Genomic DNA, 25,805 nt, shown 5'->3' with positions numbered 1-25,805 from the left:
TATATATTATACAATCATCATAGAAGCCGGCTGAATCAGCCGGCTTCTATATTTTTACCCCTTGCACCAACACTTTCTCTCCACCGGCCAACGTGGTAGCAAATAGATATACATCGCCTCCATCTGCTATTTTGGTGCGCTTACGCAGCTCATCTACAGACAAAGGAAAATTACGGACAGTTATATTGGCTCGTGGTACTTGTTTAGAGAGTTGTTTACAAAGCTTACCGCTAAACGGATATACATCTTCCACAGAAAATATTCTTCCGGGGAAACCGCTTACTAACTCCGACGATGTATAAAAATGGCTACTCACGTGCAATTTACGTAAACCAAAACGTAAAGCAGTGCTTTTAAAAGCGCCGGCTTTCAGTAACGAAGCATTCGGTTCATACATGTATGAATCCACTTTATCAGACAAGCATAAAGAAGCCTCCCGCTCTTCCGGCAATGTAAAAGAATAAAGTTCCTTCCGTCCGTCCACAGTGAAATTAATACAATGCAACTGAGGGGAAAGAACCGTTTTATCTCTTTCTATCACAAACAACAATTCCTTACATTCATTCTTTACGGACAGTACATGCACTTCCGTTGTACCCGGAAGCAAATCCAAAGTTTGCTGAATGTCCGCCATAGGCGATATTTTGGCAATTACCTTCGGTGCACGTTCAAATAAAACAGGAAGCAAGTCCGGCAAATCAGGTTCGCAATCCTGTAAAGCAAACACTCTTTTGTTCCCTTCTCCACGACGGGCAGGGTCAATATAAAAGACATCGACCTTAGGTAGTTGCGACCTGAACTCCGTTATGTCCGCATTAATTACCGTTATATTGTCGGCTCCTAAAATACCAAAGTTATGCTTTGCCACTTCACAATAAGGAGCATAACGCTCTATATAAGTCACACCTTTCACTTTACGGGAAAAGAAATAACTATCTATACCCAATCCTCCGGTTAAATCACACAAACGATCGCCAATGTTAACCAACGTCTGTTTATAAGAAGCGGTCAACTCCGACGAACACTGCTCTGCCGCAATCTTTGCCGGAAAAAGCAAATCTTGATTCAAATACCATGACGGCAGTTTTTCCCGTATCTGCTTTCGGGAAGCAATCTGTTCTATCAGAAACGGCACATCGGGAACTGCATATTTAGAAGCAGACAAAAACAAACGGGACAGATCATCCGCGGCATGTTCACAAATGAAACGTTTCTGTTCTTCGCTTAACATCATTCTTCCTGCTCCTCTCCTAAACGTTTTAAAGCATCTTGAGCAAACGTATATCCTTGTGCGACAGAAAGCTTATATAACCGTATAGCTTCCTCCATATCTTTCTTTACACCTTTGCCATTTTCATACATATCAGCCAGATTCCCCCATGCATAAGAATTCCCCTGATCGGCAGACAAACGATATAAACGGGCTGCCTCATCAACATTTACATCCACACTTCGGCCGTATTCATACATAATCCCCAAATTATTCTGAGCACTGGCATGTCCTTGTTCCACCGCCATCCGGTACCATTTAACAGCCTCCCTGTAATCTATAGCAACCTCATTCCCATTCCCATAGTTTGCTCCCATAGCAAATTGGGCTTCTGCATCTCCTTCTTCCGCTTTCTTTATTTGCCGGAGTATCTCTTCCGAAAGCGTCTGCCGGAAAAGCAACTGAGAATTAATAGTACACACTTTATCTCCATCATATTTCAATTCACGGTTACACCAATGATTAAGTATTTCGGCTCCAAGTTCCTTCGTGAAATGAGACAAGCGGCATGTGTGCTTACAAACATGGCCACCTCCGCAACTATCATAGATGGGACTAACGCACGCATAATAATCGCCTCCTCTTTGGATTGATTTAACCAAACCCACTAACCGTGGCAAATCCAGCCCTTCAATATCCAGAAAATTTGAGAAGATATGGAACGAGACACGCTTCTCGGGGAAATCTTCCACTGTCAAATCTCCGGCATATTTACAGACCGTTCGAATCTCCGTATCGGGAAAAAAGAGACGGGCATGCAACGCCGCCCGGCGCAAAGCCAGTTCCGAAGGCTCAATCAATGTTATGGATGACAAATTGGAATGAAGACCTTCCGACCGTAAATAATCGCCATAAGCCATTATCTCCAACCCTTGTCCGCATCCCCAAGCTATCAAATCCACTTTATCATTCCAGAAAGACGAAGGCAGGCTGCTATATATATAACGCAATTTGGCCAAGTGCATTTTACCATACGAATAGAGGTAATAAAGCAAAAGCGCTTCCGAATCCAACACACTCCGTCCGTTATCCAGATGTTTATAGATCTCTGCTTTATCTTCTTCCTTTAGCCGGGACACAAAGTCGACAGACAACTGGCGCACATTCTCAAAAGTCGGTTCGCCAACAGCACGCAGTATATACGCATAAGCCGTATTTTCTTCTATCATCAACTGAGCTTCCATATCTTTGCTTGTTACTCGTTTACCGTCCCGTAATCGTTTCCGAAACAGGATTCTTCTGATGGCAACGCCAGTTTGCCAATGCCTTTTCTTTTGAGCTGTTAGCATAACAATAAGCACACAGATGCGGGCAAGTATTATATTCCCCGATATCTTTACTGGTAATGCAGCCGCAATACAGGCGTTGTCCTTTATCTTTATTGTTTTTTGTTTTTTGATATTTACCTTCGGGATGAAACATATCTCCCGGAATATATTGTACACCCAGATAATCCATCAATGCTTTATCGGATGAAAAGTAACGGATCATCAAATCATCATCTATACATTTATTAGGATAAATATTATAGTCATCTTCCAAAGAGATCTCTTCCGCGCAGGTCGTTATTTCATAACCCCAATTTTGATTCAAACGGTTTATTCCCTTAGCAAAACAAAGCATATCTTCCTGCGTAAATTCACGGAAGCGGAAGCCTTCACGTTCCAGATTTGCCGTTACTTTCTTATACACCGAAATATCCGCATAACTAAACACCAGTTTTTCCGTATAACCATACAGCCGGTCGCCAATGGTACGTACCTTTTCCAACAGTTCGTCCACTCCTGTTTTATCGGATAATATCAGCGGGTCAAAACGCCAGATCACCTTACCCTTTCCCAATACATCCACCAACCTGCAAAATGTGTCTATACGTTCATCCAAAGGCGGCACATGCGGTTCCAGCCCGTCATCCTCATAATTATTCAGTGTAAACTGGATATAGCAATGGATATCCCTTTGCTTGAGTACCTCCAGATAAGGCAACAGCGGAGCCGGATTCTTCGACCAAAATACAATCATTCTTACATTTTGATAAGATACATACGAACGAACGCCATTGAAAGGATTTGTCCAGGCTGAATATCCCTTTTGCAAACGGTTGAAAAACCAATCGGCATAAAAAGCCGGAATGTCCGTTGCCCGACTGGCAGAAACGATAACAGGCGCTATTGCATCCACCGTCTCTCCGCTTTCTATCCGTATTTTTATCTTATTCCATGCCATTCCAATTGTTGTTTCTACCGTAGCAATTACAAAAGTAATCTTTTTATTGCTTTATAAGGCTATTTATTTGACTTCGGGTAAATAAAGTAGTATTTTTGTAGGGAGAAACTAATTGGATCACAAGAGTGATTTATACAGATCACATCCGTGATCCAATCAAATCACAAAGGTGATCTATATAGATCACAGATGTGATCCAACTAGTTTTTCAGGACAAAACGACCAATTTATCACTAAATCTAACTTAATATGACAGCTTATTATGATTTTTACAAGAATCCAAATCCGAAAAACAATAAGAAAGGGATACGTTATCATGCCCGTATTGTTACCAACGGAACAGTATCCACACAAAACCTTATCCGCAACATCCACAGCCGTTGTACGCTGACTCCGGGAGATATACGTGCCGTACTCACCTCTCTGTCCGAAGTAATTGTAGAAGAATTACAGGAAGGTAGACGCGTCAATATAGAAGGACTGGGATACTTGCAAATGACAGTGGAATGCCCCGATATAGAATCACCCAAAGAGATCAGAGCGGAATCTGTCCGTTTCAAATCCGTAGCTTTCCGTCCGGAAGTTGAATTAAAAAAGAAGCTGCGTTTCACTCCGTTTGAACGCATTAGCCACAAATCCCACTCCAACGAACGGACAGGTAATGAGATAGACAAACTGTTATTGCTGCATTTCCACGATCATGAGACACTAGACCGCATTCAATTCCAGCGTCTCTGCGGCTTCACCTCCGCCACAGCCAACCGACGTTTAAAGGAGTTGCGCACAGCTGGAAAAATCAAGAACATAGCCCATCCGCGACATCCGTTATACAAAGCCGGCGAAACGTTGGTACAGGCCATATAAAAGAGCCTGAACTGTTTGGTAAATCCAAAAATATTTTGGATATTTGTATCTATATATTAGATAACTCCGAACATGAAAACAACATCCGAATACATATCCATCCTAAAAGATTACATGCAGCAGAATGCCGATAAATACGGTATCTCACGTATGGGAATATTCGGTTCTGTTGCACGCGGAGAGCAAAAGGAAGAAAGTGATGTGGACATTTTCTACGAGGCCAGTATTATACCTCCTTTATCTACTGTAGGTCAAATCCAAAACGATCTGGAAAGGTTATTAGAACGCCCTGTTGATCTTGTACGGATCAGAGAAAAGATGAATAAATTACTGCTAAAGGAAATACAAAATGATGGAATTGCAATACAATAATAAAGAATGGGTTCTTGACACATTAAAAGACATTGACACATCCATCAATCATATTCTAAGGCGTACATCATCCCTTAGCTCTGTTAACAATTTCCTCGAAACACCTTCCGGTATAGATTTATTAGACAGCGTTTGTATGCGTCTTCAAGTTATTGGCGAAATGATTAAGAATCTTGACAAAATAACCGGACAAAAATTATTAGTGCAATATCCCGAAGTAAATTGGAGAAGCATTATGAGAATGAGAGACATTATATCTCACCATTATTTTGAAATTGATGCAGAAGTTATTTTCGAAAGTATTAAACAAGATATTCCCGTTCTTCAAAAAACAATCCTGCGTATAATTGCAGATATCGACCGGTAATTCGTCTGCTTCAAGGTCAAAACAACACATTTTATTATAAGGACGCACACTTTATAAATACCGCAAAAAGAAGACGACAAAGATTCTCTTTACTTTCGCGCGGAAAGCTCCGAATATTAAATATTATATTGTATATTTGTCATTCGGTTTACTACTGTTGAAACCGTATATATTAACAATCAGATTAATTCTATTTAAGTAAATGGGAAGAGTATTAGTTATTGGTGCCGGAGGCGTAAGTACTGTTGCTGTTAAAAAGATAGCGATGAATGCGGATGTATTTACCGATATTATGGTAGCGAGCCGTACTAAAAGCAAGTGTGACCAAATAGCCGCCGACATAAAAAACGTCAAAGTCCAAACAGCACAGGTCAATGCAGATAATGTAGAAGAACTGGTTGCTCTGTTTAACTCCTTCAAACCGGATTTGGTAGTAAACCTTGCTTTACCATACCAGGACCTCTCCATTATGGACGCATGCCTTGCCTATGGTGTAAGTTACCTGGATACAGCAAACTACGAGCCACTAGACGAAGCTAAATACGAATATAGCTGGCAATGGGCCTACAAGAAACGGTTTGAAGAAGCCGGTTTGACTGCTATACTTGGATGCGGTTTTGACCCGGGAGTTACCGGTGTATATACCGCTTATGCTGCCAAGCATCATTTTAAGGAGATGCAATATCTGGATATTGTAGACTGCAATGCTGGCGACCATCATAAAGCATTCGCAACCAACTTCAATCCGGAAATCAATATTCGCGAGATCACCCAGCGTGGTAAATACTATGAGGACGGAGAATGGAAAGAAACAGATCCGTTGTCTGTACATAAACCGCTGAACTATCCGGAGGTAGGTCCTCGTGAATCTTATCTGATGTACCATGAAGAGCTGGAAAGCCTGACAAAGAATTTCCCGACTATTAAGCGCGCTCGCTTCTGGATGACTTTCGGACAAGAATATCTGACTCATCTACGTGTAATACAGAATATAGGTATGGCAAGTATCAAACCTATTGTGTATAATGGCGTAGAAATTGTACCAATCCAATTCTTGAAGGCTGTGTTACCCAACCCGGGAGACCTGGGAGAGAATTATACGGGACAAACTTCCATCGGATGCCGTATTCGTGGTATAGGAAAGGATGGAAAGGATATTACTTATTACGTATATAATAACTGTAGCCACGAAGCTGCCTATAAAGAAACCGGAGCACAGGGCGTAAGTTATACAACCGGCGTACCGGCCATGATTGGCGCAAAACTATTCATGCAAGGTGTATGGAAGAAACCGGGCGTATGGAACGTTGAAGAGTTCGATCCGGACCCATTTATGAAGGAATTAAACGAACAGGGCTTGCCTTGGCATGAGCTGTTTAATATTGATTTGGAACTGTAAGGATGAGTATTCTTAGGACATTATACTATTCGTTCACACCATCCATGCGTCTGATGGCCAGACGTATCTATTATTTTCCGGTAGACTTGTATGATACGATTCTGCATAAAAGGGAAAATATGATACCGCCTAAAGGCATGGTGTTTATCGGTTCGGGTGATTTTAAAAAGCAAGGCCTTCATTTAATGGACCTGTTGATTAAACATGCCGGACTATCCCCGGAAGGACGAGTACTCGATATTGGTTGCGGTATAGGACGGCTAGCCGTACCTCTGACCGGCTATCTGAATGAAAAAGGGTCATACGAAGGTTTCGATATAGTAAAGAAGGGTATTGATTGGTGCAATAAACATATATCATCACATTATCCGAATTTCAAGTTCTTACATATCGACTTGAAGAATGATTTATATAATTTGAAGACGGACGCGGAAGCAAAACATTTTGTTTTTCCTTACGAAGACAAGCAGTTCGATTGTATCGTCCTGACTTCCGTATTCACTCATATGATGCCGGAAGATGTAGACAATTATTTAGGACAGATAGCACGCGTAATGAAACCTGCAGGTAAATGTCTTGCAACTTTCTTCTTACTGAATCCCGACATCGAAAGACAGATGAGCGAAGGTAAAGCTAAGTTTAATTTCTGTCACCGATATGAAGGATATAGCCTGATGGATGAAAAAGTAAAGGAAGCAAACATTGCATTCGACGAATCATATCTGTCTGCAATGTTGGACAAACACGGACTGAAAACAGAGGCTATTCACCACGGTGGTTGGTCGGGAACAGAAACAGCTCCCTTAGACTTTCAGGATGTTACTATATTAACTATAAAATAAATAGAGATATGGCAATACAAATAGGCGACAAAGCTCCCGAAATATTAGGAACAGATCAAGGTGGAAAAGAAATAAAGCTAAGTGATTTTAAAGGAAAGAAACTGGCTCTTTACTTCTATCCCAAAGATAACACGTCTGGTTGCACGGCAGAAGCTTGCAGCTTGCGGGACGGCTACAAAGAATTGCAGGATGCCGGTTACGAAGTAATTGGCGTAAGTAAAGACAGTGCAAAGTCTCATCAGGGATTCATTGCCAAACAAAACCTGCCTTTCCACCTGATAGCCGATACGGATGCTTCACTTCAGGAACAATTCGGAGTGTGGGCAGAAAAGAAAATGTATGGGCGTACATACATGGGGACGCTACGTACTACCTTCATCATTAATGAAAACGGAGTGGTAACCAATATTATCGGTCCAAAGGAGGTTAAAACAAAAGACCATGCAAATCAAATCCTTAATCTGTAAATAAGGAATGGCAAAAGAAGAACAAGAAAAAGAGAAAGAAACTCAGATTGAGTTTGAGAAAGGTGCTAATGCCTCAGGCAAACCAACACCGAATGCAGACAAATTAAAGGCTCTTCGCGCAGCAATGGACAAGATAGAGAAGAACTTTGGTAAAGGTTCTATCATGAAGCTGGGCGAAGAAAGTATAGAAAATGTAGAAGTAATTCCAACAGGTTCCATTGCTTTGAATGCGGCATTGGGCGTTGGCGGTTACCCCAGAGGTCGTGTAATTGAAATATACGGTCCGGAATCTTCCGGTAAAACGACACTTGCGATCCATGCAATTGCAGAGGCACAGAAGGCCGGTGGCATTGCTGCCTTTATTGATGCAGAACATGCTTTCGACCGCTTCTATGCTGAAAAACTAGGTGTAGATGTTGAGAACTTATGGATTTCTCAACCGGACAACGGAGAGCAGGCTTTGGAAATAGCAGAGCAGTTAATCCGGTCTTCCGCCGTAGATATTATCGTTATCGACTCTGTTGCCGCTCTTACCCCTAAAGCTGAAATAGAGGGAGATATGGGCGACAGCAAAATGGGATTACAGGCTCGTTTGATGTCTCAGGCATTGCGTAAACTGACCGGTGCTATCAGCAAAACAAATACGACTTGTATTTTCATCAACCAATTACGTGATAAGATTGGTGTAATGTTTGGCAATCCGGAAACTACAACAGGAGGTAATGCACTGAAGTTTTATGCTTCCGTACGTCTGGACATACGTGGTATCGGCAAACTGAAAGACGGAGATGAAATCAAAGGAAACCAGGTTCGTGTAAAGATCGTTAAAAATAAGGTTGCTCCTCCATTCAGGAAAGCAGAATTCGATATTATGTTTGGTGAAGGAATCTCTAAAGCCGGCGAGATTATCGATTTGGGAGCAGAACTGAATATTATCAAGAAAAGCGGCTCATGGTACAGTTACAATGATACCAAGCTGGGACAAGGTCGCGACGCGGCCAAGCAATGTATTGCCGACAACCCGGAATTGGCAGAAGAACTGTCCGGCTTGATATTCGAAGCTTTGAAAGGATAACAAAATAACAGCACGTGAATAATAAAGACAAATACCGTTTGCTTTGCAATACAGAAGAAAGTATTCCCATTTTCTCTAGAGATTGGTGGCTGGATACGGTCTGCGGTGAAGCAAACTGGGATGTCTTATTAATAGAACAAAAGGGGCGGATGCAGGCAGCACTGCCCTTTTATATTCCATATCGCGGCATTATATCCATGCCGCCTTATACACAAACGATGGGGCCGTGGTTTGCTCCGGTATCGGGAAATACGAAATATACTACCGAACTGGGAAGACGCCAAAGTTTATGTAAGATATTTACGAAAGCATTACAGGCCTACCCGCATTTCCTACAGAATTTCAACTATGAAGTAACCGATTGGCTTCCCTTCTATTGGGCCGGTTACAAACAAACAACCCGGTACACTTATATATTAAAAGATATAAGCAACACCGCCCTGCTATGGGAGAACATGAGTTCCAATGCACGCGGGAATATACGGAAAGCCCAGGAAAAGCGTAAGATAACTGTACGTAAGGGAATTTCAACGGAAGATTTTCTAAAGGTTTATGCCTTAACTTTTAAAAGGCAGAAAATATCTTTGCCTCCTCAGGTTGAGACATTAAAAGCCCTTATTTCCATATGTCGCGAACGGGGGCAAGGCGATTTATGGGGCGGATATGACGAAGAAGGGAGGTTACATGCGGCAGTATTTGTTGTATGGCAGAAAAGCTCCGCGTGGTGCATTGCGGCCGGTGGTGATCCAACCCTAAGGAACTCCGGAGCACACACATTAGTACTATGGGAAGTCATACAATACTTAAAAGATATTTGTTGCCAGTTTGATTTTGAAGGTTCAATGATTCCAGGTGTAGAACAGTTCTTCAGGGAATTCGGAGCAATACAAACACCATTCTTTACAATAACCAAAGGAAAATTGAGTTTATTATACAGAGCTTGGCTAAAAGCAAGACGAATGATAATGAAACAAATATAGGCATGAGTCCTGAGGTTTTATATATAATCAGCTTTCTTATAGGTGGCGACAAAGCGGAAACGTTTGGTAGCTTAGTTGGTTATACCTCAGATCAGAACAAATTTTCCAGATATAAAGTAGTTATCATCCCCTCCCCTTTTTTTAAGGACAATGTATATGGAACACCCGCATCCATACCGGCTTTACCTTTACGGGAAATAGAGGGCGTTCCTTTACTTTTCGGTTCCCCTAAAATGGAGTGGTATGGAGATACGTGGGTTGTTCATGCGGACATTATTGCCAGTGCTTATTTTCTACTTACCCGTTATGAAGAAATACGCAGACGGGATGTACGGGATATTCACGGACGCTTTCCCGGTAAAGAATCATTACCATACAAAGCCGGTTTTATTCACCGTCCTATCGTTGACGAATACGGAAAATTGCTTCGTCGCTGGTTACGGCAAACCCGCATACCGATCCCTGAACCGGAAGCTAATATTAGCAAAATATGGCTTACCCACGATGTGGATGCACCTTTTTACTGCCGTACTTTCCGAAGTTTCATACGTGAAGCGGTAAAAGGAGAAGGCTTGGTTAAAGCATGGGAATATTATAACGCCCCTCTGACTTCCGACCCTTTCTATACATTTCCATGGTTAATAGAACAAGACAATTCTGTAAAAAACGCTATAGGGAAAGAGCATTGCGAATCTCTGTTTTTCTTCAAGGCAGGAGGAACAACGAAATACGATAAACCGAAATATAACCTGCACTCCAAAGATATGAAGGCGTTATTGCATCTATGCAAAACAGGACACTGTTTAATTGGCTTGCATAGCAGTTACGAAGCAGGCATAACTCCCTCCCTTATCCGGCAGGAAAAAGATATATTAAGGAAAGTAACAGGACAGCCTATTCTCTATAACAGACATCATTATCTGTGTTCTCATGAGCCGGAAGATATGGACTGGTTAGAAAAAGCGGGTATAACAGATGATTTCACTATGGGATACGCTGATGTATCCGGCTTCCGTTTAGGCACTTGCCGCCCTGTTCTATGGATCAATCCGATAAACAAACGTATTTCATCACTCACCCTTCATCCGTTAAATATTATGGATTGCAGCCTGAGTGAACCTCAATATATGGGAATGGGATACGAAGAAGCATTGGTTTACTGTCTGCAAATTGCAGAGCAAGTAAGGTTAGTGAATGGCGAGTTGGTCCTTCTCTGGCATAATTCAACAGTTTCCCTTTCCGGGAAAAGCCCCGTATCAGCGAACTGGCACAGAGAATTATATGCTCAAATAGTCCGTGAAATAAAAACCTTAACAATTAACAACTGAACAAATGAAAGGTTCTGCTACAAACGTACATAAGAAAAAGATACTCATTCTATGTGATATTTTTCCGCCTGCATTTGCGCCACGAATGGGGTATTTATGTAAATACCTGCAGGATAGTGAATGGGAACCAATAGTTGTAACCGAAACCGTGCCTGGTAATATGTTTGCTTTTTTGACAGGAGAGTGTAAAGCGACCTTTATTACTTTTTATCAAACGAACGGTACATGGAGCAGTAAGCTGAATTGGATGAAGACTTTTATCGCCGATCTTTTATTCGATTATAAAAATCGTGTCATGATAAAGACTGCCGAAAAATTCATTAAAGAAAATTCTTTTGAATTAATCTTGTGCAGTACTTATCGTACTTACCCATTGCCTGCCGCATTAAAATTATCACAGAAATACCATCTTCCCTTGATTGTTGATAATCGTGATATTATCGAACAATATCCCAAAGAAGAATTTATCGGCCATCAACTACCACATTTGTTCGGACTAGAAAAAGTATTCGCATCATTCTTCCGCTGGAAATTATTAAAGAACAGAAATAAAGTACTTCGGGTTGCCAATTGTATAACTACCGTTTCCCCCTGGCATGTTGAGTGCCTAAAACGATACAACCCTAATGTCCAACTAATATATAATGGGTTTGCTCCCGAACTTTTTTATCCTAAACATATTCCCTCCCAACAATTTCGTATCACTTTTACCGGCAGGTTAGTGAGTCTTGCTATGGGGAATCCGGGAATGCTCTTCAGTGCCATACAAAAGTTGGCTGATGACAAGATATTCACTCCCAAAGAATGTAGAGTTGATTGGTATACAGATGAAAGTACAGAAAAAATAATTCGTCAGGAAGCAGCTAAATTCATTTCCGTCAATGATTTTCAAAACTATCATCGCTTCCTGCCGGCAAATGAGATACCGGATATTTTACACCAAAGTTCTGTTTTATTAATTATGTGCAATAAATCAAGCGGAACAAGGATGAAAGGCATTATGGGTACGAAGTTTTTTGAATCGCTGGGGGTAGAAAAGCCTATCCTCTGTGTACAAAGTGACGAAGACTGTCTTGAGGCAACAATAAAGGAAACACAGGCAGGGGTAGCTGCCCGGACAGAACAAGACGTTTATGATTTCTTATTAGAAACATATTCTCAATGGAAAGAACAAGGGTTCACTTCCGTTTCAGTCAGAAAAAACGTAATAAATAAATATTCCCGTAAAGAACAGGCAAAACAGTTCATTCAATTGTTCAATACCTTTGCTAAAAACAATGGATAAATACCTCAACATAATTGCATTCAACATTCCCTGGCCGGCAAACTACGGAGGGGTAATTGATGTCTATTACAAGTTAATGGTATTACACAATTGTGGAGTAAAAATTATCTTGCATTGTTTTGAATATGAACGTCCACGGGCAAAAGAACTAGAGCACGTTTGTGAAAAGGTATATTATTACAAACGACGTACCGGAATTTTATCCAATATTACATTATTGCCATATAACGTATATAGTCGCAAAGATCCGGCATTACTTACCAATTTATTAAAAAATGATTATCCTATCCTATTCGAAGGATTACATTCATGTTATTACATCAATAATCCTTTATTAAAAAACCGGATGAAGATTTTTCGCGAATGTAATATAGAGCATGATTATTATTATCATTTATATAAATCGGAGCATCAACTTATCAAAAAATGTTTCTTTTTAATTGAAGCATGGAGATTTAAGACTTATCAAATGGTCATTTCCAATGCAGACTTGATCATATCCGTTTCAACAACGGATGCAAATTACTTACAAAAGGAATTTTCCGGAAATCATATCGAGTTTATACCTTGCTTTCATGCAAACGAACAGATAACCGCCCGACCGGGGAAATCTGACTTTATCCTATATCATGGAAAACTATCGGTTGTAGAAAATGAACGGGCCGCTTTATATTTAATTCATAATGTTTTCTGTAAATTGAGTAATCCATGTATCCTGGCAGGGATGAATCCATCTCAAAAATTACTGGCTGCTGCTGCCATTTATCCAAATATCACCATCGAGGCAAACCCTTCCGATGAAAGAATGGATTTTTTAATTCATGAAGCACAAATCAATATGTTGATAACTTTTCAGGATACAGGACTTAAGCTAAAACTATTAAATAGCCTGTTTGCAGGTCGACATACTGTTGTAAACCGCTTAATGTTAGCAGGTAGCGGACTGGATTCTCTCTGTTGCATCGCCGATACACCTGAGGAAATGATTCACGCATGTAACAATTTAATGAATGTTCCATTAGATGAAAGTGCTATTATCCAAAGACGGAAGTTACTGGAACCCTTTTTCTCCAACAAATATCAAGGTTCACGTCTATACAAAATGATTTATGAAGAATAAGCAAAAACATATAGCTTTTGATTTGGCAAAACGTTTACAAGTTATTGACTATGATAAATTACCTATCAGTGAGTATAACAAACGATACATCCGCAATTTAAAACCTGCCCTCGGTTATTATATGAAAATCTATACCGATTGTCTTTGCAAGGGTATAGAAGCAACCGGACTTAAACTCTCTAATATCACTTTTATAGATTATGGAGGAGGAAGTGGATTTCTTAGCATGTTGGCAAAAGAGATAGGCATCGGAAAAGTTATTTACATTGACTTGAATCCCCTTTCTGTTGAGACTGTCCGCTTATTAAAACAAGAAACGGGAATCGGACCGGATATCATTCTACAAGGAGATTCCGGGTCTTTAGCTAAATGGTGTAATGAAAACAGTGTTACTCCCGAATTATTAATAGCAACTGATTTAATAGAACATGTATATAATTTAGACAGCTTCTTTTCCGATCTGATCGGGATTAATAATTCCATTTACATGATTTTTACTACAGCCTCCACTCCTTTCAATCCTTATGTAAAAAGAAAATTACGTAAAGCCATGAAAGGATGTGAATCCGGAACATTAATATCGCCCAACTATTACTCAATGAGATACCAATATATAAGGAAGAATTATCCATCATTATCAGAAAATGAAATATCAAAATGGAGTTTTCATACAAGAGGACTTATATATTCCGATATAGAAAAGGCGATCAATGAAGGTAAATATCCAACGTGCAAAGACCATTACAACACATGCGATCCGTCAACAGGAAACTGGACCGAACGTATTTTATCTATAGCAGATTATCAATCTCTGTTAGTAAAATATCATTATAAAATAAAAGTAGAAAAAGGCTTTTATAATACAGATAGAGGGAATCCGGTTTTATCTTTTATCTGTAGTTGTATTAACAGTCTGATCCGTAGCACCGGAGCTTTCGGATTTATTCTGGCACCATTCATTATATTGTCTTGTAGTAAAAATAGAATGAATACCTGATATAATATAACTTCGTTCCATATCTTCCGGTTTCAATATCTGATCATTCCATTTCAACAAGTCAATATCAATAGGAACCAAACCGAGCATTTTATCTTCGGGTCTTCGCCCCAGCCTCTTTTCTATACGTTTAAAAATAGACTTCAACTCTTCAATAGAATAAGGACTGTAAACTATTGCAACCTGATTCATAAATATAGAAGATTGCGGACTACCAACCGGCTCTGTATATACTGCCGGAGAAAAATATATTATTGGAAATAAAGATGATAACTGCCGGGCTGCACTCTGTATATTTTCTTCTCTATTGAAATTAGAGCCAAGACTTACCAAAACTTTATTCAACATATCACCTTCTATTGATTTATCTGCAAAACTACTAAAAATAAAATATATAATCCTTGTCTTTTAACGAATAAGGCGAGTACAAAAATACCTACATATAGGTATTGAACGTACTGAGTTTTGACGTACCTTTGTACAAGATTTAGTAGACTATGAGATTATCAGAACTTCGTACGGGAGAAAAAGGAGTAATCGTCAAAGTAATGGGGCGCGGAGCTTTCCGTAAACGCATTATAGAGATGGGATTTATCAAAGGGAAAGAGGTTGATGTTATTCAAAATGCACCGTTAAAAGATCCTATTCATTACCGGATAATGGGTTACGACGTGTCTCTTCGTCGTAATGATGCAGCATTTATAGAAGTAGTCAGTGCCAAAGAATTTGAAAAAGATCATTCCAATACAGAAAATGAAAATCGTACGGCAGACTCATATATTACACCTTTAAGTGACCACCTGAAAGCTATTGCCTTAAACAAAGGTAAGACCATAAATGTAGCACTTGTTGGTAATCCTAATTGTGGCAAAACTTCATTATTTAACTTCGCATCTGGAGCTCATGAACATGTTGGGAATTATAGTGGGGTAACTGTCGATGCCAAAGAAGGAACATTTCAACAAAACGGATATACATTCCGTATCGTTGATTTGCCTGGTACTTATTCCCTTTCCGCATATACTCCCGAAGAATTATATGTACGAAAACATCTGAATGAAGAACAACCGGATGTAGTAATCAATATTGTCGACGCATCTAACCTTGAACGAAATTTATATCTGACCTGCCAGTTAATCGACATGGACGTCCGTATGGTTATCGCCCTCAATATGTACGATGACTTGGAGAAGAGAGGTAACAAATTCGACCATGAATCGCTGGCGCGCATGATTGGCGCTCCCATCGTTCCAACTATCAGTAAAACAGGTTTCGGTATAGAAGATCTTTTCAATCGTGTTATTAAAGTCTATGAAGATGAAGACCCCGTTCTTCGCCATATCCACATTAATTACGGAGAGGTATTGGAAAAGGGGATTTCCAACGTTAGAAAAGCATTAAAAGCGAATGGTAATATTACTAAAAGTATATCCAAACGATATTTATCCATCAAGTTGCTGGAAGGCGACCGCGAAATAGAATCTTTCGTAAAAACATTGCCGGATTCTACAACAATCCTGCAAGAACGGGATCGCAATGTTACACAAATAGAAAATCTATTACAAGAAGATTGCGAGACGGCGTTTACGAACGCCCGCTACGGTTTTATCTCCGGAGCTTTACGGGAGACTTTTGAACAAAATAAAATACATGAAGCCACCAGCACGCAGATCATAGACCTATTCGTTACGCATAAAGTGCTAGGTTTCCCAATCTTCATCCTGTTCATGTGGATAATGTTTGAAGCAACATTCCGTTTGGGTGAATATCCCATGCAATGGATAGAATCGTTAGTTGGAACTATCGGAAACTTCGTTCGTAACTATATGGCGGAAGGCCCTTTGAAAGATTTAATAGTAGATGGTATAATAGGTGGTGTAGGAGGCGTTATCGTATTCTTACCAAATATTCTCATTTTATATCTGTTCATTTCATTTATGGAAGATTCCGGATATATGGCACGTGCCGCTTTTATTATGGATAAGATCATGCACAAAATGGGATTACATGGTAAATCATTCATCCCGTTAGTCATGGGATTCGGATGCAATGTACCTGCAATCATGGCTTCCCGTACCATCGAAAGCCGAAACAGCCGGATGATTACAATGTTGGTAAATCCTTTAATGAGCTGTAGCGCCCGGCTTCCTGTCTATGTTTTATTGACCGGAGCATTTTTCCCAAACAATGCAAGTTTGGTCCTGCTATCGTTATATGTTACAGGCATACTTTTAGCCGTTGTTATGGCACGCCTGTTTAAGCGTTTCCTTTTCAATGAAGAGGATGTTCCCTTTGTAATGGAACTTCCTCCTTACCGGATGCCTACCGGTAAATCCATCATGATCCATATGTGGGAAAAAGCGAAACAATATTTGCATAAGATGGGAGGAGTAATCCTTGTTGCATCCATTATCATTTGGTTTCTGGGCTATTTTCCCCGTCATACGGAAGAGACAAATGTATTTGATCAACAAATTGCAGATATAGAAAACACAGAACTTAATTCAAAAGAAAAAGAAGAAACAATCGCAGAAATAGAGCGTTTAAAAGCTATAGATCATCAGCAGAACTCATATATCGGACACATAGGCCGGGCAATTCAGCCAGTTCTGCAACCATTAGGGTTCGATTGGAAAATGAGTGTAAGTTTACTTACCGGAATGGCAGCAAAGGAAGTAGTAGTAAGCACATTAAGTGTATTATACACAGGAGATGCCGATGATAGCCAAATACTATCCGAGCGTCTAAAACAGGACCGGAATGCCGAAGGAAAACTTGTGTTCACGCCTTTAGTCGCTCTAAGCTTAATGCTATTCGTTTTAATCTATTTTCCGTGTATTGCAACAGTATCCGCAATCGTCAACGAATCTGGTTCATGGAAATGGGGAATACTTGTAATTGTATATACGTGTGTACTGGCATGGATTGTATCTTTCATTGTTTATCAAACTGGTAATTTCTTTATTGGATTATTTAATTGATATTCATGAAAGAAACTTATGAATATTCTCTTTTATTGTAAAAAGGAGGTAATAAATTATGTGGCAAGAAATAGCAATTATTATAATAGGAATAGCAATTATCGTATACGTCAGCTTAAAATGCTATAAATCCTTTACAACTAAAAGAAATCCGAACAATCCTTGCTGCGGATGTAATGGATGTAGTCTGAAAGAAGAAGTAAAGAAGAAAGAGATTAATTGAACCTACAAAAAGATATATCACCTACTTACACATTCATTATAAACCAATTTTGGTAATAGCTTGATAAAATTCCAGTAACGAGGTACATTTTTCCGAGGTTCTTCAAAGGCTCTGTATAACCATTCCAATCTCAAATCTCTCATCCACTTAGGAGCACGCCTTACAGAACCGGTCTTCGCCATAAAATTAAACGCAGCTCCAACTCCAAACATCACCCCTTTTGTTATATAAGGAGATAAGTTTGCCATAAAAAACTCTTGCTTTGGTGCACCCAACGATACCCATATTATATCAGGAGCATATTGGTTTATATCTTCAGCAATCTCTTTATAATTAAAATCTTCAACCTTTCTAAACGGCAAACTTTTAAAAGGCATATCTACGATAGTAACATCTATCAAAGAAAGCTCATATCGTAATTTATCTAATATATCATCTGTATTTCCTATAAAATACTGCTTATATTGTCTCAATTCTATAAAATGGCAAAAAAGATCACTACCTGTATATGAACTAAAATTCTTCTTATGTATTTTGCCCAATAACCACGCAATATTAGAGCCGTCACACACATTTACTAACGATTTATTCACAACCTCATTAAAGGCTTTATCCTTATTAGCAACAGCAAGATTATTACTTTCTATTGCGCAAACATAACCGTTCTTATTCTCTTTAATCGCATTTTTAATGATTTGGTGTACTTTCTCCTTATCAAACTCCAGAAAAACATTAAAATACTTCTTCATAAGTCAATCTCTTCCTATTCTTTTTCATTCTGTTCTGCTACTAATTCCTGATACTTGGCTTTTTGAGTACTCAACAACACTCCTAAAAACATCATAATAAAGAAACCTCTATTACTGGTAAACGAAGCATCAGCAACATTTTCTATAAATAAGAAACCTGCAGATAATACAAATATCACGAAATACTGTATTATATTTGTCTTATTCAAAAAAACAAAAGATTTCTGAAAAAGATAAATCCAAAATAAAATAAACAGACAAACTCCTACAATTCCAAATTGTGCAAGAGAAGGATAGTATGTATCGGCAACAAAATACCAGCCGCCACGGGTCAACCCCCACACTCCATCAAGTCCATACTTTGTGTAAATATCAGAATAATAAAGTCCGGAAGCATGAGTCGCAAAACTAGCCAACCCCGAACCAAATGGAAAATAGTCTGTAAATATATTAATTGAAGTAGAATATAAAACAAAACGTGCTAACAAATCTTTCTCTTCACCCGTCAAAGTCTGAATAAAATAAAGCTCCAGTTTTTCTTTTGCAACCCAACATATCCCAAGCAAAATCAGAATTGAAATTATAATTGTTTTAAAATTTAACCCTATCCGGCTTACATCATTAAAATAAAAAACGAAACATGTAGCTAACACAAAAAAACCATAAAATTTGGAACGCCCCGAAAATAAACCGATAGAAAGCATTAATACAAATATAAATTTATCTCTTGTTGTATATTTACTGCAAAATAAATAAACCAAAGATAAACAAACCGCAGATGCCGCGTAATTCGTTGGATGCTCCATTAGAGCCTTAAAAATAAGAGGATTAGCCAAACTATATATTCCTATAGGGACTAACAATATCCAAACAATCAGACAAAATATTTTTAATAACTTCTTCTGATTTTCAGAAAACCGGGGCATCATTTGGTATACAGCAAAAAAAGCCAAATAAGGTTTCATTTGAATAATTAAATCCGTCAAAATTCCCGCAGGCGTATTACTTTTTATATAAAAAGAGTATGCTGTATAAAAAGCAAAGCACCCAATCGTAATAAAGAACGCTTTATTAAACGGCCAGGTTTTGCATCGGCTAACAAAGAATATATAAAAAACAAGAAGTAGCAAGCCTAAAAGTTCATCCGCACTTTTAAAACCAATTACGTTATATAATAAAACGCAAAAGATAAGAGATGCGATAAAGAAGCTATAAAAATGTTTATTTACAAAATCTTGAATCATATGTCTTCTTTAATTTTCATAAATTATTCACTTCTGCCGAAAGCCTTATTTATTGCATTAAGCACAAGCTTATCAGGTTTGAGATATTCATTGTAATATTTCTCATTTTCCTGTTGCATTGCATATACAACTTCCGGATGTTCCATCAAATAAGTAACATGTCCAACACATTCTTTCACCGTACCAAAGGACAAATAGTTTCTCCCTTCTTCAAATGGGCCAACAACATCATAATGAAATTTTTCATTTACAATAGCCCTACTTGCAGCAACATATTCACCGGTCTTCCACCCAATAGATTCATGAAGCCCCATAGAACCAATACAAATATCAGACAATTTCATCAATTTCAAATAATTATTCCGAATAGTATACCGACGAGACATAATTAAATCATTACAACACTGTTTTGCCAAATCAGAAAGTTGTATTCCTCCAATAAAATTATGAGGATATAATTTCCTTAATTCTCTGATTATTTGAATACGCATATTATTAATATACTCTATTTCTCCATTAAATTCAACTGTTTGGCTTTCATTGATTTCCCACAGTCTCGTAAAAAAAAGAATTTTCAAATTATCTTTTTTATATTTAGGAGAAGCCTCAAATACAGAAGGCACAAAATAAGTAGATGGTCTTACTCCTAATAAACGTTTTAAATAATCTTTTAATGAACAATGATCAGAGATATCTATCGGATTTCCCGGACATGTTACATGGTAATTAAATCCCAAAGGATTTAATTTATACCGGTTTTTCTCAGAAATCATCAGATTTTTTTCTTTAGAAAAACTACGTTTAAAGTAAAAATCCACATTATTCAGATAAGCCTCCACTTTATTTAAATCCCAATTATAGCCATCCAGCAAATCAAATGCGATTATTTTATCAGATATCTTTATCTCTACCATATGAGGATGAGGATATGAAGATAGCCGGTCATAGCATAAATTTACAGATAGATCAATCAATCCTTTTTTTTCCAACAATACCAGACCTGTTATTATTGCACTGGTGTGCGGACTTCTGGATATCATATTTAAATAGACATGCTCTTTCATCTAGCTTATCATTATTTTTTCAATGTCATATAAAGATCATTCAGTTTCTCTAAATATGAATTCAATGAATAAGACCGGTTAATTGTTTCTTTTGCAGCAACCGATAGCTTACCTAATAAAGCTCTGTCTTTTATCAATTTTAACAATACATCGGTAATATCAGCTGTTGAAGAAACAAGAAATCCATTCTCTCCTGACTTTATAACTTCAGGAATAGAGCCAACTGACGTTACCACCGGCACAACGAAATTATTCATACTTTCCAGCATAGCCATCGGTAAACCTTCAAAATAAGAAGGCAATAAAAATACATGAGAACATTTTAAGATTTTCAATTTTTCATCTCCATAAACTAATCCATTATCTATCAGTCTGTCCCCTATTCGTTTCCGGCATTCTTCAACAAACCAATCCCTGTCATTACCAACTCCACACAAATTGAACTCAAAGTCTTCTCCTAAAGCCTTTAATTCAGACAAAGATACCAATATTTCAGACAAGCCCTTATTTTTATCTATTCGTCCCAAATATAAAATTGAAAATCTCGCGTCGATTGGCTTATCGGAAAAAGAAATATTTGAAGGTTGAACCGCATTCGGCAAAACATAGACATTGTTTTGCTGAACATTGTATAAATTACAAAGGAAAGACTTCTCCAACTCGCTTAATACCAAAATCTCATCAGCATATTTAAGGAAATAATAAATGATATATCTTAACAGTTTATTTGTAGGTTTCGTTTTTACAAAACGCCCTCCATGAATATGTAATATAACAGGATAAGATTTAACAATCAACAAATAATAAATAATAATATCACGTATCAATGAAAACGGTTCAAAACCAATATTAAAATGAGCAATATCAATCGAATTCTTTGATAAACACTTTAACAAATGAAACGGCGTCATTATCTGTTTCAGCAACCATTTGAGGCCTCTATGCTCCGCATCTTTTTTCCCTTGCAGAAAAGGCACATAATTAATCCCTTTATTGTGTTCCAACAATAAACGTGTAACTGAAGATATTCCGCTAATATTATCCTTAGGATTCAAAGACGGCGTTATAATCAAAACATTTTTTTTGTTCATAAACTTTCTTTCCTCATTCCCAAAATAAACAACAAAATCTTTTCCAGCAAAGGAAAAGTACCAAAATAGCGAATTATATCTTTCAGTACGATCAATTTGAATAAACGTACAAAAACAACATATACAGCCAACAATACTATCGGATATAATATCAGATCCATAATAGAGAATGGGAGTAATATTCTAATACAACCTCCAACAATCAGCAAGGCTATAAATAACAAGAACATTTTAAAATAAAAAGAATACTCGCTTTGTAGTTCTGATAAAATATATTTTCTTAAATAAAAATCAGACAACAAATAAGAGCAGAAATAAGCAATACTATTCGAAAAAAGTATTGTATATAAACCACACGAATTATATAAACAGAAAAACACCAATACATTAACCACTACATTTGTGCATTGTATCCATACTGTTTTTCCGGCCAAAGATTTTGTATACAAATATTGATATATAGGATATGTAGGAGGAACCAATAACAAAAAGCCACCACATAAAACCGCCACAAACAAAGATAAATCTCCCAGATTTTCACCTCCCATCCACAGATATATCAATATTTTCGATATAAATACAAAGATCAAAGAAAAAGGTATAACTACTAAATGTATTTTTTTAGTCATATCTGCAACCACTTCATATAAATGCTTCGAATCTTTTGAATTAGCAATGTATGGACCTAAAGGATAAATTGCCTTACTAAACAAACTGGCAATTTGTCCACGTATTCGTAACGCCACATCAAACAAAGCAACTGCATTTAATCCGATAAATTTAGAAAGCAGTATTTTAGAAAGAGGCTCAAAAAACCAATTCAACACACTAGCCGAAAATATCTTTGAACTATAAACGATTTGTTTATAAAATATACGTTTCCAATGCTTTTTTATGCCGCCAAGATGAAATGTTCCCCATAATTTAAAGGCAATACCCACTGTCATTACAAACCATAACAGAGAGGCTATGACAGAGACTACACCAATTCCGGTTAGACCATAGCCTTTTATGACGACAAACAACAAACCAAACCAATATATTATACTATAGATTAACCGCGTAAGACTATTTACATATACTTTTTGTAAAGAGTCTAATATGGAAGCAAAAGACATTCCCAATATCATAAATGCATTAGAGAACAATATGCAACGAAAGAAAATAACAGCTTCGTCGTAATAGTGAATTGGAATATTCAAGACATTTAATAAGACGATCTTCTCTATACCTAATAAAATGGCAATCAATACACAGAGTAATGACAGTTTAATACTTAAAGCTACAAAAATATCAAAATTAGACTCTTTAGATTTCCCTTGATTCGATAAGTATACAATCAAAGCTCTATCCATTCCCAAATCGGCTAATGTACTCAAATTAGAGACAACAGATAAAACAGCAAAAACCCCATATACCTCCAATCCCAGTTTTGATATTAAAACCGGAACACAGAGGAATGTCAATACAGCTGTTATAAACAATTGTAAAACTCCACTTAAAGAATTCCTTATCAAAAGTTTTTTATCACTCATCTGATATGTCTAATATTCTTTAAATAATAATACGTTTTCATTCCACGACGTCCCATAATAATACTCAAACGTTTACGAAACGAAAGTTTATCATATTTTCTTACTATTTTATCCATCGCCGATAATTTTATATCAGACAACAGGCGTTCTCGCTGAATGTTCTTATTTTTTACAGGTTGAATCAAATGTACATTGCCTCGAATAGCTTCTTCTATTTTACGGGGTTCAAACTTCAACAAATATTTTGCCGATTCAAACAGGAACTTTCCCTTGTCATTATTACATAAAACCAAAGAAATGCCCTTTTCCTTATCCATAAAAGAAAAACAAGCAGACTTCCCGATCTTCCAGAAATCTCCCATTGTAATATCAGCCATGCGAGGAATTCTTGCGTATTTGCATCCATAGCAAGATAAGCGTAAATTCGTTCCGCCGTAAAAAGAACTCATAAAGTTATTTTCTAAAGCTCTATAATAACGGACTTTCCCATCTATAAAGCGATACTGAGTTGTGGGAATCGTCCAACAAATAGACTTCGATCTGAAATTAACATCCGAAACCTTCGCTTTTTCCTTCTTCTCCAAATATTCATTCTGCTTCCGGAAATGAAGAGAAGACGGAATCCCATGGCAAATCACTTCACACGTATATAGTGTAGGATATGTATCTTTCAAGAAAGAATATAAAGCCGCTATTTGACAAGGTGTACCCGAAAACAAAACAAATTCTTCTTTCCTTAGCTTTTCTTTCAATGAAGCAAGTATAGGTGTAATATCACTCTGCAAATATTTCGAGCCTCTTATTAATGCTAATTCTTCTATAGAAGAAACACCTATATGCTTCACCGATAAATCTTTTTGCAGAGAAGCACCATATATAGTAACCTTTCCCGGATATAAATTAAACAAAGTCTCACACAAAGCGGAAAAAAAGCCTCCGGAAGAACTTCTATTTAATATGTCCTTATCTATATGCTGGCAAGCATATACATTAATATCTTGTCTGTTATAATTATTGAATTTCTCATCACACAGAACAGGACAGGATCGTTCACATTTATTGCATCCGATACATAGATCTTTATCGGCATTTATTTGCCGAAATCCTTCTGCATCCTCATAGAATGACAAGCAGTTAGTTGGACAAACCTCCAAACAAATACCGCATCCCACACAATTTGTATGATCCGGAAGATTCTTCATTTTAAAATCTTATTTAAAAAATCTATAGATCGTTGTCTTTCATCATTCAAGTGAGCGCTTACTGTTTCATAATCTATATCTGATTCTTCTTCAAATACGTCCGACTTCAATCTGTTTTCCAACGAAAACTCCCTTAATAAAGTCGGAATCCGACTATTATCCCCTTTTTCTATATTTCCGTCACGTTTACAAAAACTATAAAAATTACGGCCATAATTAATTGAAAATATTGTTCCATGAAAAGAATCAGTACAGACATACGAAGCATATCTTATTAATGAAATAAAATCGTCGGGACCTATTCCAAACAGATGATTCTTTTCTTGTATATCCAAATAATTAGAAACAATATAATATACTTTCATATTATGAGCTTTCCCCAATTTCTTCGCAAAGTCACGAACACTTTTCTTATATCCCAAACAATAACATAACACATAAGGCTCGGCTATAATTTTTGAAGACTCTATCTTGCTCCAGTCGTCCGGAGTTAATAATAAAGTCGGATCCAGCACATGCTCAACTTCTCTCTTAAGAACGTCCGAAAGCATTTCACAACCATAGCTTTCCCGACAAGAAATATGATTAAAAGATCGCAAATAATCAGCATATGTTTTTTTTACTTCATCGCTCAACAAAGCAACTCCCAAACTCGAAGCATACGAATTTTTATTAGCATCCTCTGCTGCAAACGTCAGGAAATAGGCTCCGTTATCTTTCAGAAACGTAGGATTCCATGTCTGGTCACTCCCTACAATGTAAATATCATAAACAGGAGGATTCTCTTTCAACTCAGCCAACGAAGAATATAGAACAGAAGACGTTTTTATGTAAGCAGAATAAAAGCGGTTAAACCGGTCTCTTGTTGTCAAAAAATCTTTCTTATAAAGACAATTATATAATAACGGTATTATGCCGGAGTTAAGCTTATCTTTAATTTTCTTCAATTTAACTCGAAAAGAGGCCTCTTTAAAAGGCTTCCCATCTACATAATTTATATATTCAACAGCATCATGCCCCATCTTTTCAATACAAAATTGGAGAGCATAAGCTTGCAACATAGTACCATAATTATGGCCTGAATGATATGATATTAAACCTATTTTCTTATTTTGTTTCATTAT

Annotated in this window: 24 protein-coding genes; 13 read left to right on the top strand and 11 right to left on the bottom strand. The window is 37.6% G+C overall.

The genetic code is table 11. The annotated features are described in order from the left end of the window. Positions 1-46 precede the first annotated feature (46 nt). The 3 genes from C1721_RS10615 to C1721_RS10605 are packed head-to-tail and all read right to left on the bottom strand — an operon-like array spanning position 47 to position 3,496. Positions 47-1,234 (bottom strand): THUMP-like domain-containing protein, encoded by a 1,188-nt coding sequence (locus C1721_RS10615; RefSeq protein ID WP_102408320.1) that lies wholly within the window; start codon positions 1,232-1,234, stop codon positions 47-49. After that, a complete protein-coding gene (locus tag C1721_RS10610) occupies positions 1,231-2,454 on the bottom strand; it encodes a tetratricopeptide repeat protein (RefSeq protein WP_159063575.1) in 1,224 nt (407 codons plus the stop codon). The genes C1721_RS10615 and C1721_RS10610 overlap by 4 nt, the downstream gene beginning before the upstream one ends. Before the next feature lie 19 nt (positions 2,455-2,473). Continuing rightward, positions 2,474-3,496: a DUF1848 domain-containing protein gene (locus C1721_RS10605; RefSeq protein ID WP_102408318.1), complete on the bottom strand. Its 1,023-nt coding sequence runs from the start codon at positions 3,494-3,496 to the stop codon at positions 2,474-2,476. Between the two features lie 249 nt (positions 3,497-3,745). Between C1721_RS10605 and C1721_RS10600 the strand changes: the two genes are divergently transcribed. The 12 genes from C1721_RS10600 to C1721_RS10545 all read left to right on the top strand — a co-directional run bounded on the left by C1721_RS10600 (position 3,746) and on the right by C1721_RS10545 (position 14,592). Further along, the gene (locus tag C1721_RS10600) at positions 3,746-4,360 is read left to right on the top strand and encodes an HU family DNA-binding protein (protein ID WP_102408317.1); all 615 of its coding nucleotides are present in this window, start codon (positions 3,746-3,748) and stop codon (positions 4,358-4,360) included. 72 nt (positions 4,361-4,432) lie between these two features. After that, positions 4,433-4,732, top strand: coding sequence for a nucleotidyltransferase family protein (locus tag C1721_RS10595; RefSeq protein WP_102408316.1), 300 nt, complete (start codon positions 4,433-4,435; stop codon positions 4,730-4,732). Next, positions 4,710-5,099: a HepT-like ribonuclease domain-containing protein gene (locus C1721_RS10590; RefSeq protein ID WP_234347413.1), complete on the top strand. Its 390-nt coding sequence runs from the start codon at positions 4,710-4,712 to the stop codon at positions 5,097-5,099. The genes C1721_RS10595 and C1721_RS10590 overlap by 23 nt, the downstream gene beginning before the upstream one ends. Positions 5,100-5,301: 202 nt before the next feature. Continuing rightward, positions 5,302-6,498, top strand: coding sequence for a saccharopine dehydrogenase family protein (locus C1721_RS10585; protein ID WP_102408314.1), 1,197 nt, complete (start codon positions 5,302-5,304; stop codon positions 6,496-6,498). A 2-nt stretch (positions 6,499-6,500) separates the two neighbouring features. Beyond that, positions 6,501-7,340 carry a class I SAM-dependent methyltransferase gene (locus C1721_RS10580; protein WP_102408313.1) on the top strand — a complete coding sequence of 280 codons (840 nt, stop codon included), beginning with the start codon at positions 6,501-6,503 and terminating at the stop codon, positions 7,338-7,340. 8 nt (positions 7,341-7,348) lie between these two features. Then, positions 7,349-7,807, top strand: a complete 459-nt coding sequence (gene bcp, locus C1721_RS10575; protein ID WP_102408312.1) for a thioredoxin-dependent thiol peroxidase — start codon at positions 7,349-7,351, stop codon at positions 7,805-7,807. A gap of 7 nt (positions 7,808-7,814) precedes the next feature. Next, complete coding sequence (gene recA / locus C1721_RS10570) at positions 7,815-8,882, top strand: recombinase RecA (RefSeq protein WP_262497550.1); 1,068 nt, start codon at positions 7,815-7,817, stop codon at positions 8,880-8,882. Positions 8,883-8,896: 14 nt separating this feature from the next. Further along, positions 8,897-9,862, top strand: a complete 966-nt coding sequence (locus C1721_RS10565; RefSeq protein WP_102408311.1) for a GNAT family N-acetyltransferase — start codon at positions 8,897-8,899, stop codon at positions 9,860-9,862. Between the two features lie 2 nt (positions 9,863-9,864). Then, positions 9,865-11,190: a UDP-2,3-diacetamido-2,3-dideoxy-alpha-D-glucuronate deacetylase VimE gene (gene vimE / locus C1721_RS10560; protein WP_102409407.1), complete on the top strand. Its 1,326-nt coding sequence runs from the start codon at positions 9,865-9,867 to the stop codon at positions 11,188-11,190. A gap of 4 nt (positions 11,191-11,194) precedes the next feature. Then, positions 11,195-12,475, top strand: coding sequence for a glycosyltransferase family protein (locus C1721_RS10555; RefSeq protein WP_102408310.1), 1,281 nt, complete (start codon positions 11,195-11,197; stop codon positions 12,473-12,475). Continuing rightward, entirely contained in the window at positions 12,468-13,595 is a 1,128-nt protein-coding gene (locus tag C1721_RS10550) for a mannosyltransferase (RefSeq protein WP_102408309.1), read from the top strand. Before C1721_RS10555 ends, C1721_RS10550 begins: the two co-directional genes overlap by 8 nt. Beyond that, the gene (locus tag C1721_RS10545) at positions 13,585-14,592 is read left to right on the top strand and encodes a class I SAM-dependent methyltransferase (RefSeq protein ID WP_102408308.1); all 1,008 of its coding nucleotides are present in this window, start codon (positions 13,585-13,587) and stop codon (positions 14,590-14,592) included. The genes C1721_RS10550 and C1721_RS10545 overlap by 11 nt, the downstream gene beginning before the upstream one ends. Here C1721_RS10545 and C1721_RS10540 read toward each other — a convergent pair. After that, positions 14,479-14,940: a 2-amino-4-hydroxy-6-hydroxymethyldihydropteridine diphosphokinase gene (locus tag C1721_RS10540; protein ID WP_102408307.1), complete on the bottom strand. Its 462-nt coding sequence runs from the start codon at positions 14,938-14,940 to the stop codon at positions 14,479-14,481. The genes C1721_RS10545 and C1721_RS10540 overlap by 114 nt on opposite strands. A gap of 149 nt (positions 14,941-15,089) precedes the next feature. Between C1721_RS10540 and feoB the strand changes: the two genes are divergently transcribed. Continuing rightward, complete coding sequence (gene feoB / locus C1721_RS10535) at positions 15,090-17,573, top strand: ferrous iron transport protein B (RefSeq protein WP_102408306.1); 2,484 nt, start codon at positions 15,090-15,092, stop codon at positions 17,571-17,573. A 240-nt stretch (positions 17,574-17,813) separates the two neighbouring features. On the opposite strand, the gene C1721_RS10525 is transcribed toward feoB, so the two are convergent. The 7 genes from C1721_RS10525 to C1721_RS10495 are packed head-to-tail and all read right to left on the bottom strand — an operon-like array spanning position 17,814 to position 25,802. Continuing rightward, positions 17,814-18,545 carry a WecB/TagA/CpsF family glycosyltransferase gene (locus C1721_RS10525; RefSeq protein ID WP_102408304.1) on the bottom strand — a complete coding sequence of 244 codons (732 nt, stop codon included), beginning with the start codon at positions 18,543-18,545 and terminating at the stop codon, positions 17,814-17,816. 14 nt (positions 18,546-18,559) lie between these two features. After that, on the bottom strand, positions 18,560-19,789 hold the full coding sequence (locus C1721_RS10520) for a hypothetical protein (RefSeq protein ID WP_102408303.1): 1,230 nt from the start codon (positions 19,787-19,789) through the stop codon (positions 18,560-18,562). A gap of 23 nt (positions 19,790-19,812) precedes the next feature. Continuing rightward, positions 19,813-20,853, bottom strand: coding sequence for a hypothetical protein (locus tag C1721_RS10515; RefSeq protein WP_102408302.1), 1,041 nt, complete (start codon positions 20,851-20,853; stop codon positions 19,813-19,815). Positions 20,854-20,864: 11 nt separating this feature from the next. Next, complete coding sequence (locus tag C1721_RS10510) at positions 20,865-21,944, bottom strand: glycosyltransferase family 4 protein (protein WP_102408301.1); 1,080 nt, start codon at positions 21,942-21,944, stop codon at positions 20,865-20,867. Then, positions 21,941-23,479, bottom strand: coding sequence for an oligosaccharide flippase family protein (locus C1721_RS10505; RefSeq protein ID WP_102408300.1), 1,539 nt, complete (start codon positions 23,477-23,479; stop codon positions 21,941-21,943). The genes C1721_RS10510 and C1721_RS10505 overlap by 4 nt, the downstream gene beginning before the upstream one ends. Beyond that, positions 23,476-24,681 (bottom strand): Coenzyme F420 hydrogenase/dehydrogenase, beta subunit C-terminal domain, encoded by a 1,206-nt coding sequence (locus C1721_RS10500; RefSeq protein WP_102408299.1) that lies wholly within the window; start codon positions 24,679-24,681, stop codon positions 23,476-23,478. The genes C1721_RS10505 and C1721_RS10500 overlap by 4 nt, the downstream gene beginning before the upstream one ends. Then, positions 24,678-25,802 (bottom strand): polysaccharide pyruvyl transferase family protein, encoded by a 1,125-nt coding sequence (locus tag C1721_RS10495; RefSeq protein WP_147399575.1) that lies wholly within the window; start codon positions 25,800-25,802, stop codon positions 24,678-24,680. Before C1721_RS10495 ends, C1721_RS10500 begins: the two co-directional genes overlap by 4 nt. Positions 25,803-25,805 lie beyond the last annotated feature (3 nt).

This window comes from Parabacteroides bouchesdurhonensis (assembly GCF_900186615.1).
GTDB classification, from domain to species: domain Bacteria; phylum Bacteroidota; class Bacteroidia; order Bacteroidales; family Tannerellaceae; genus Parabacteroides; species Parabacteroides bouchesdurhonensis.
This window is presented reverse-complemented; position numbering and strand designations above follow the sequence as displayed.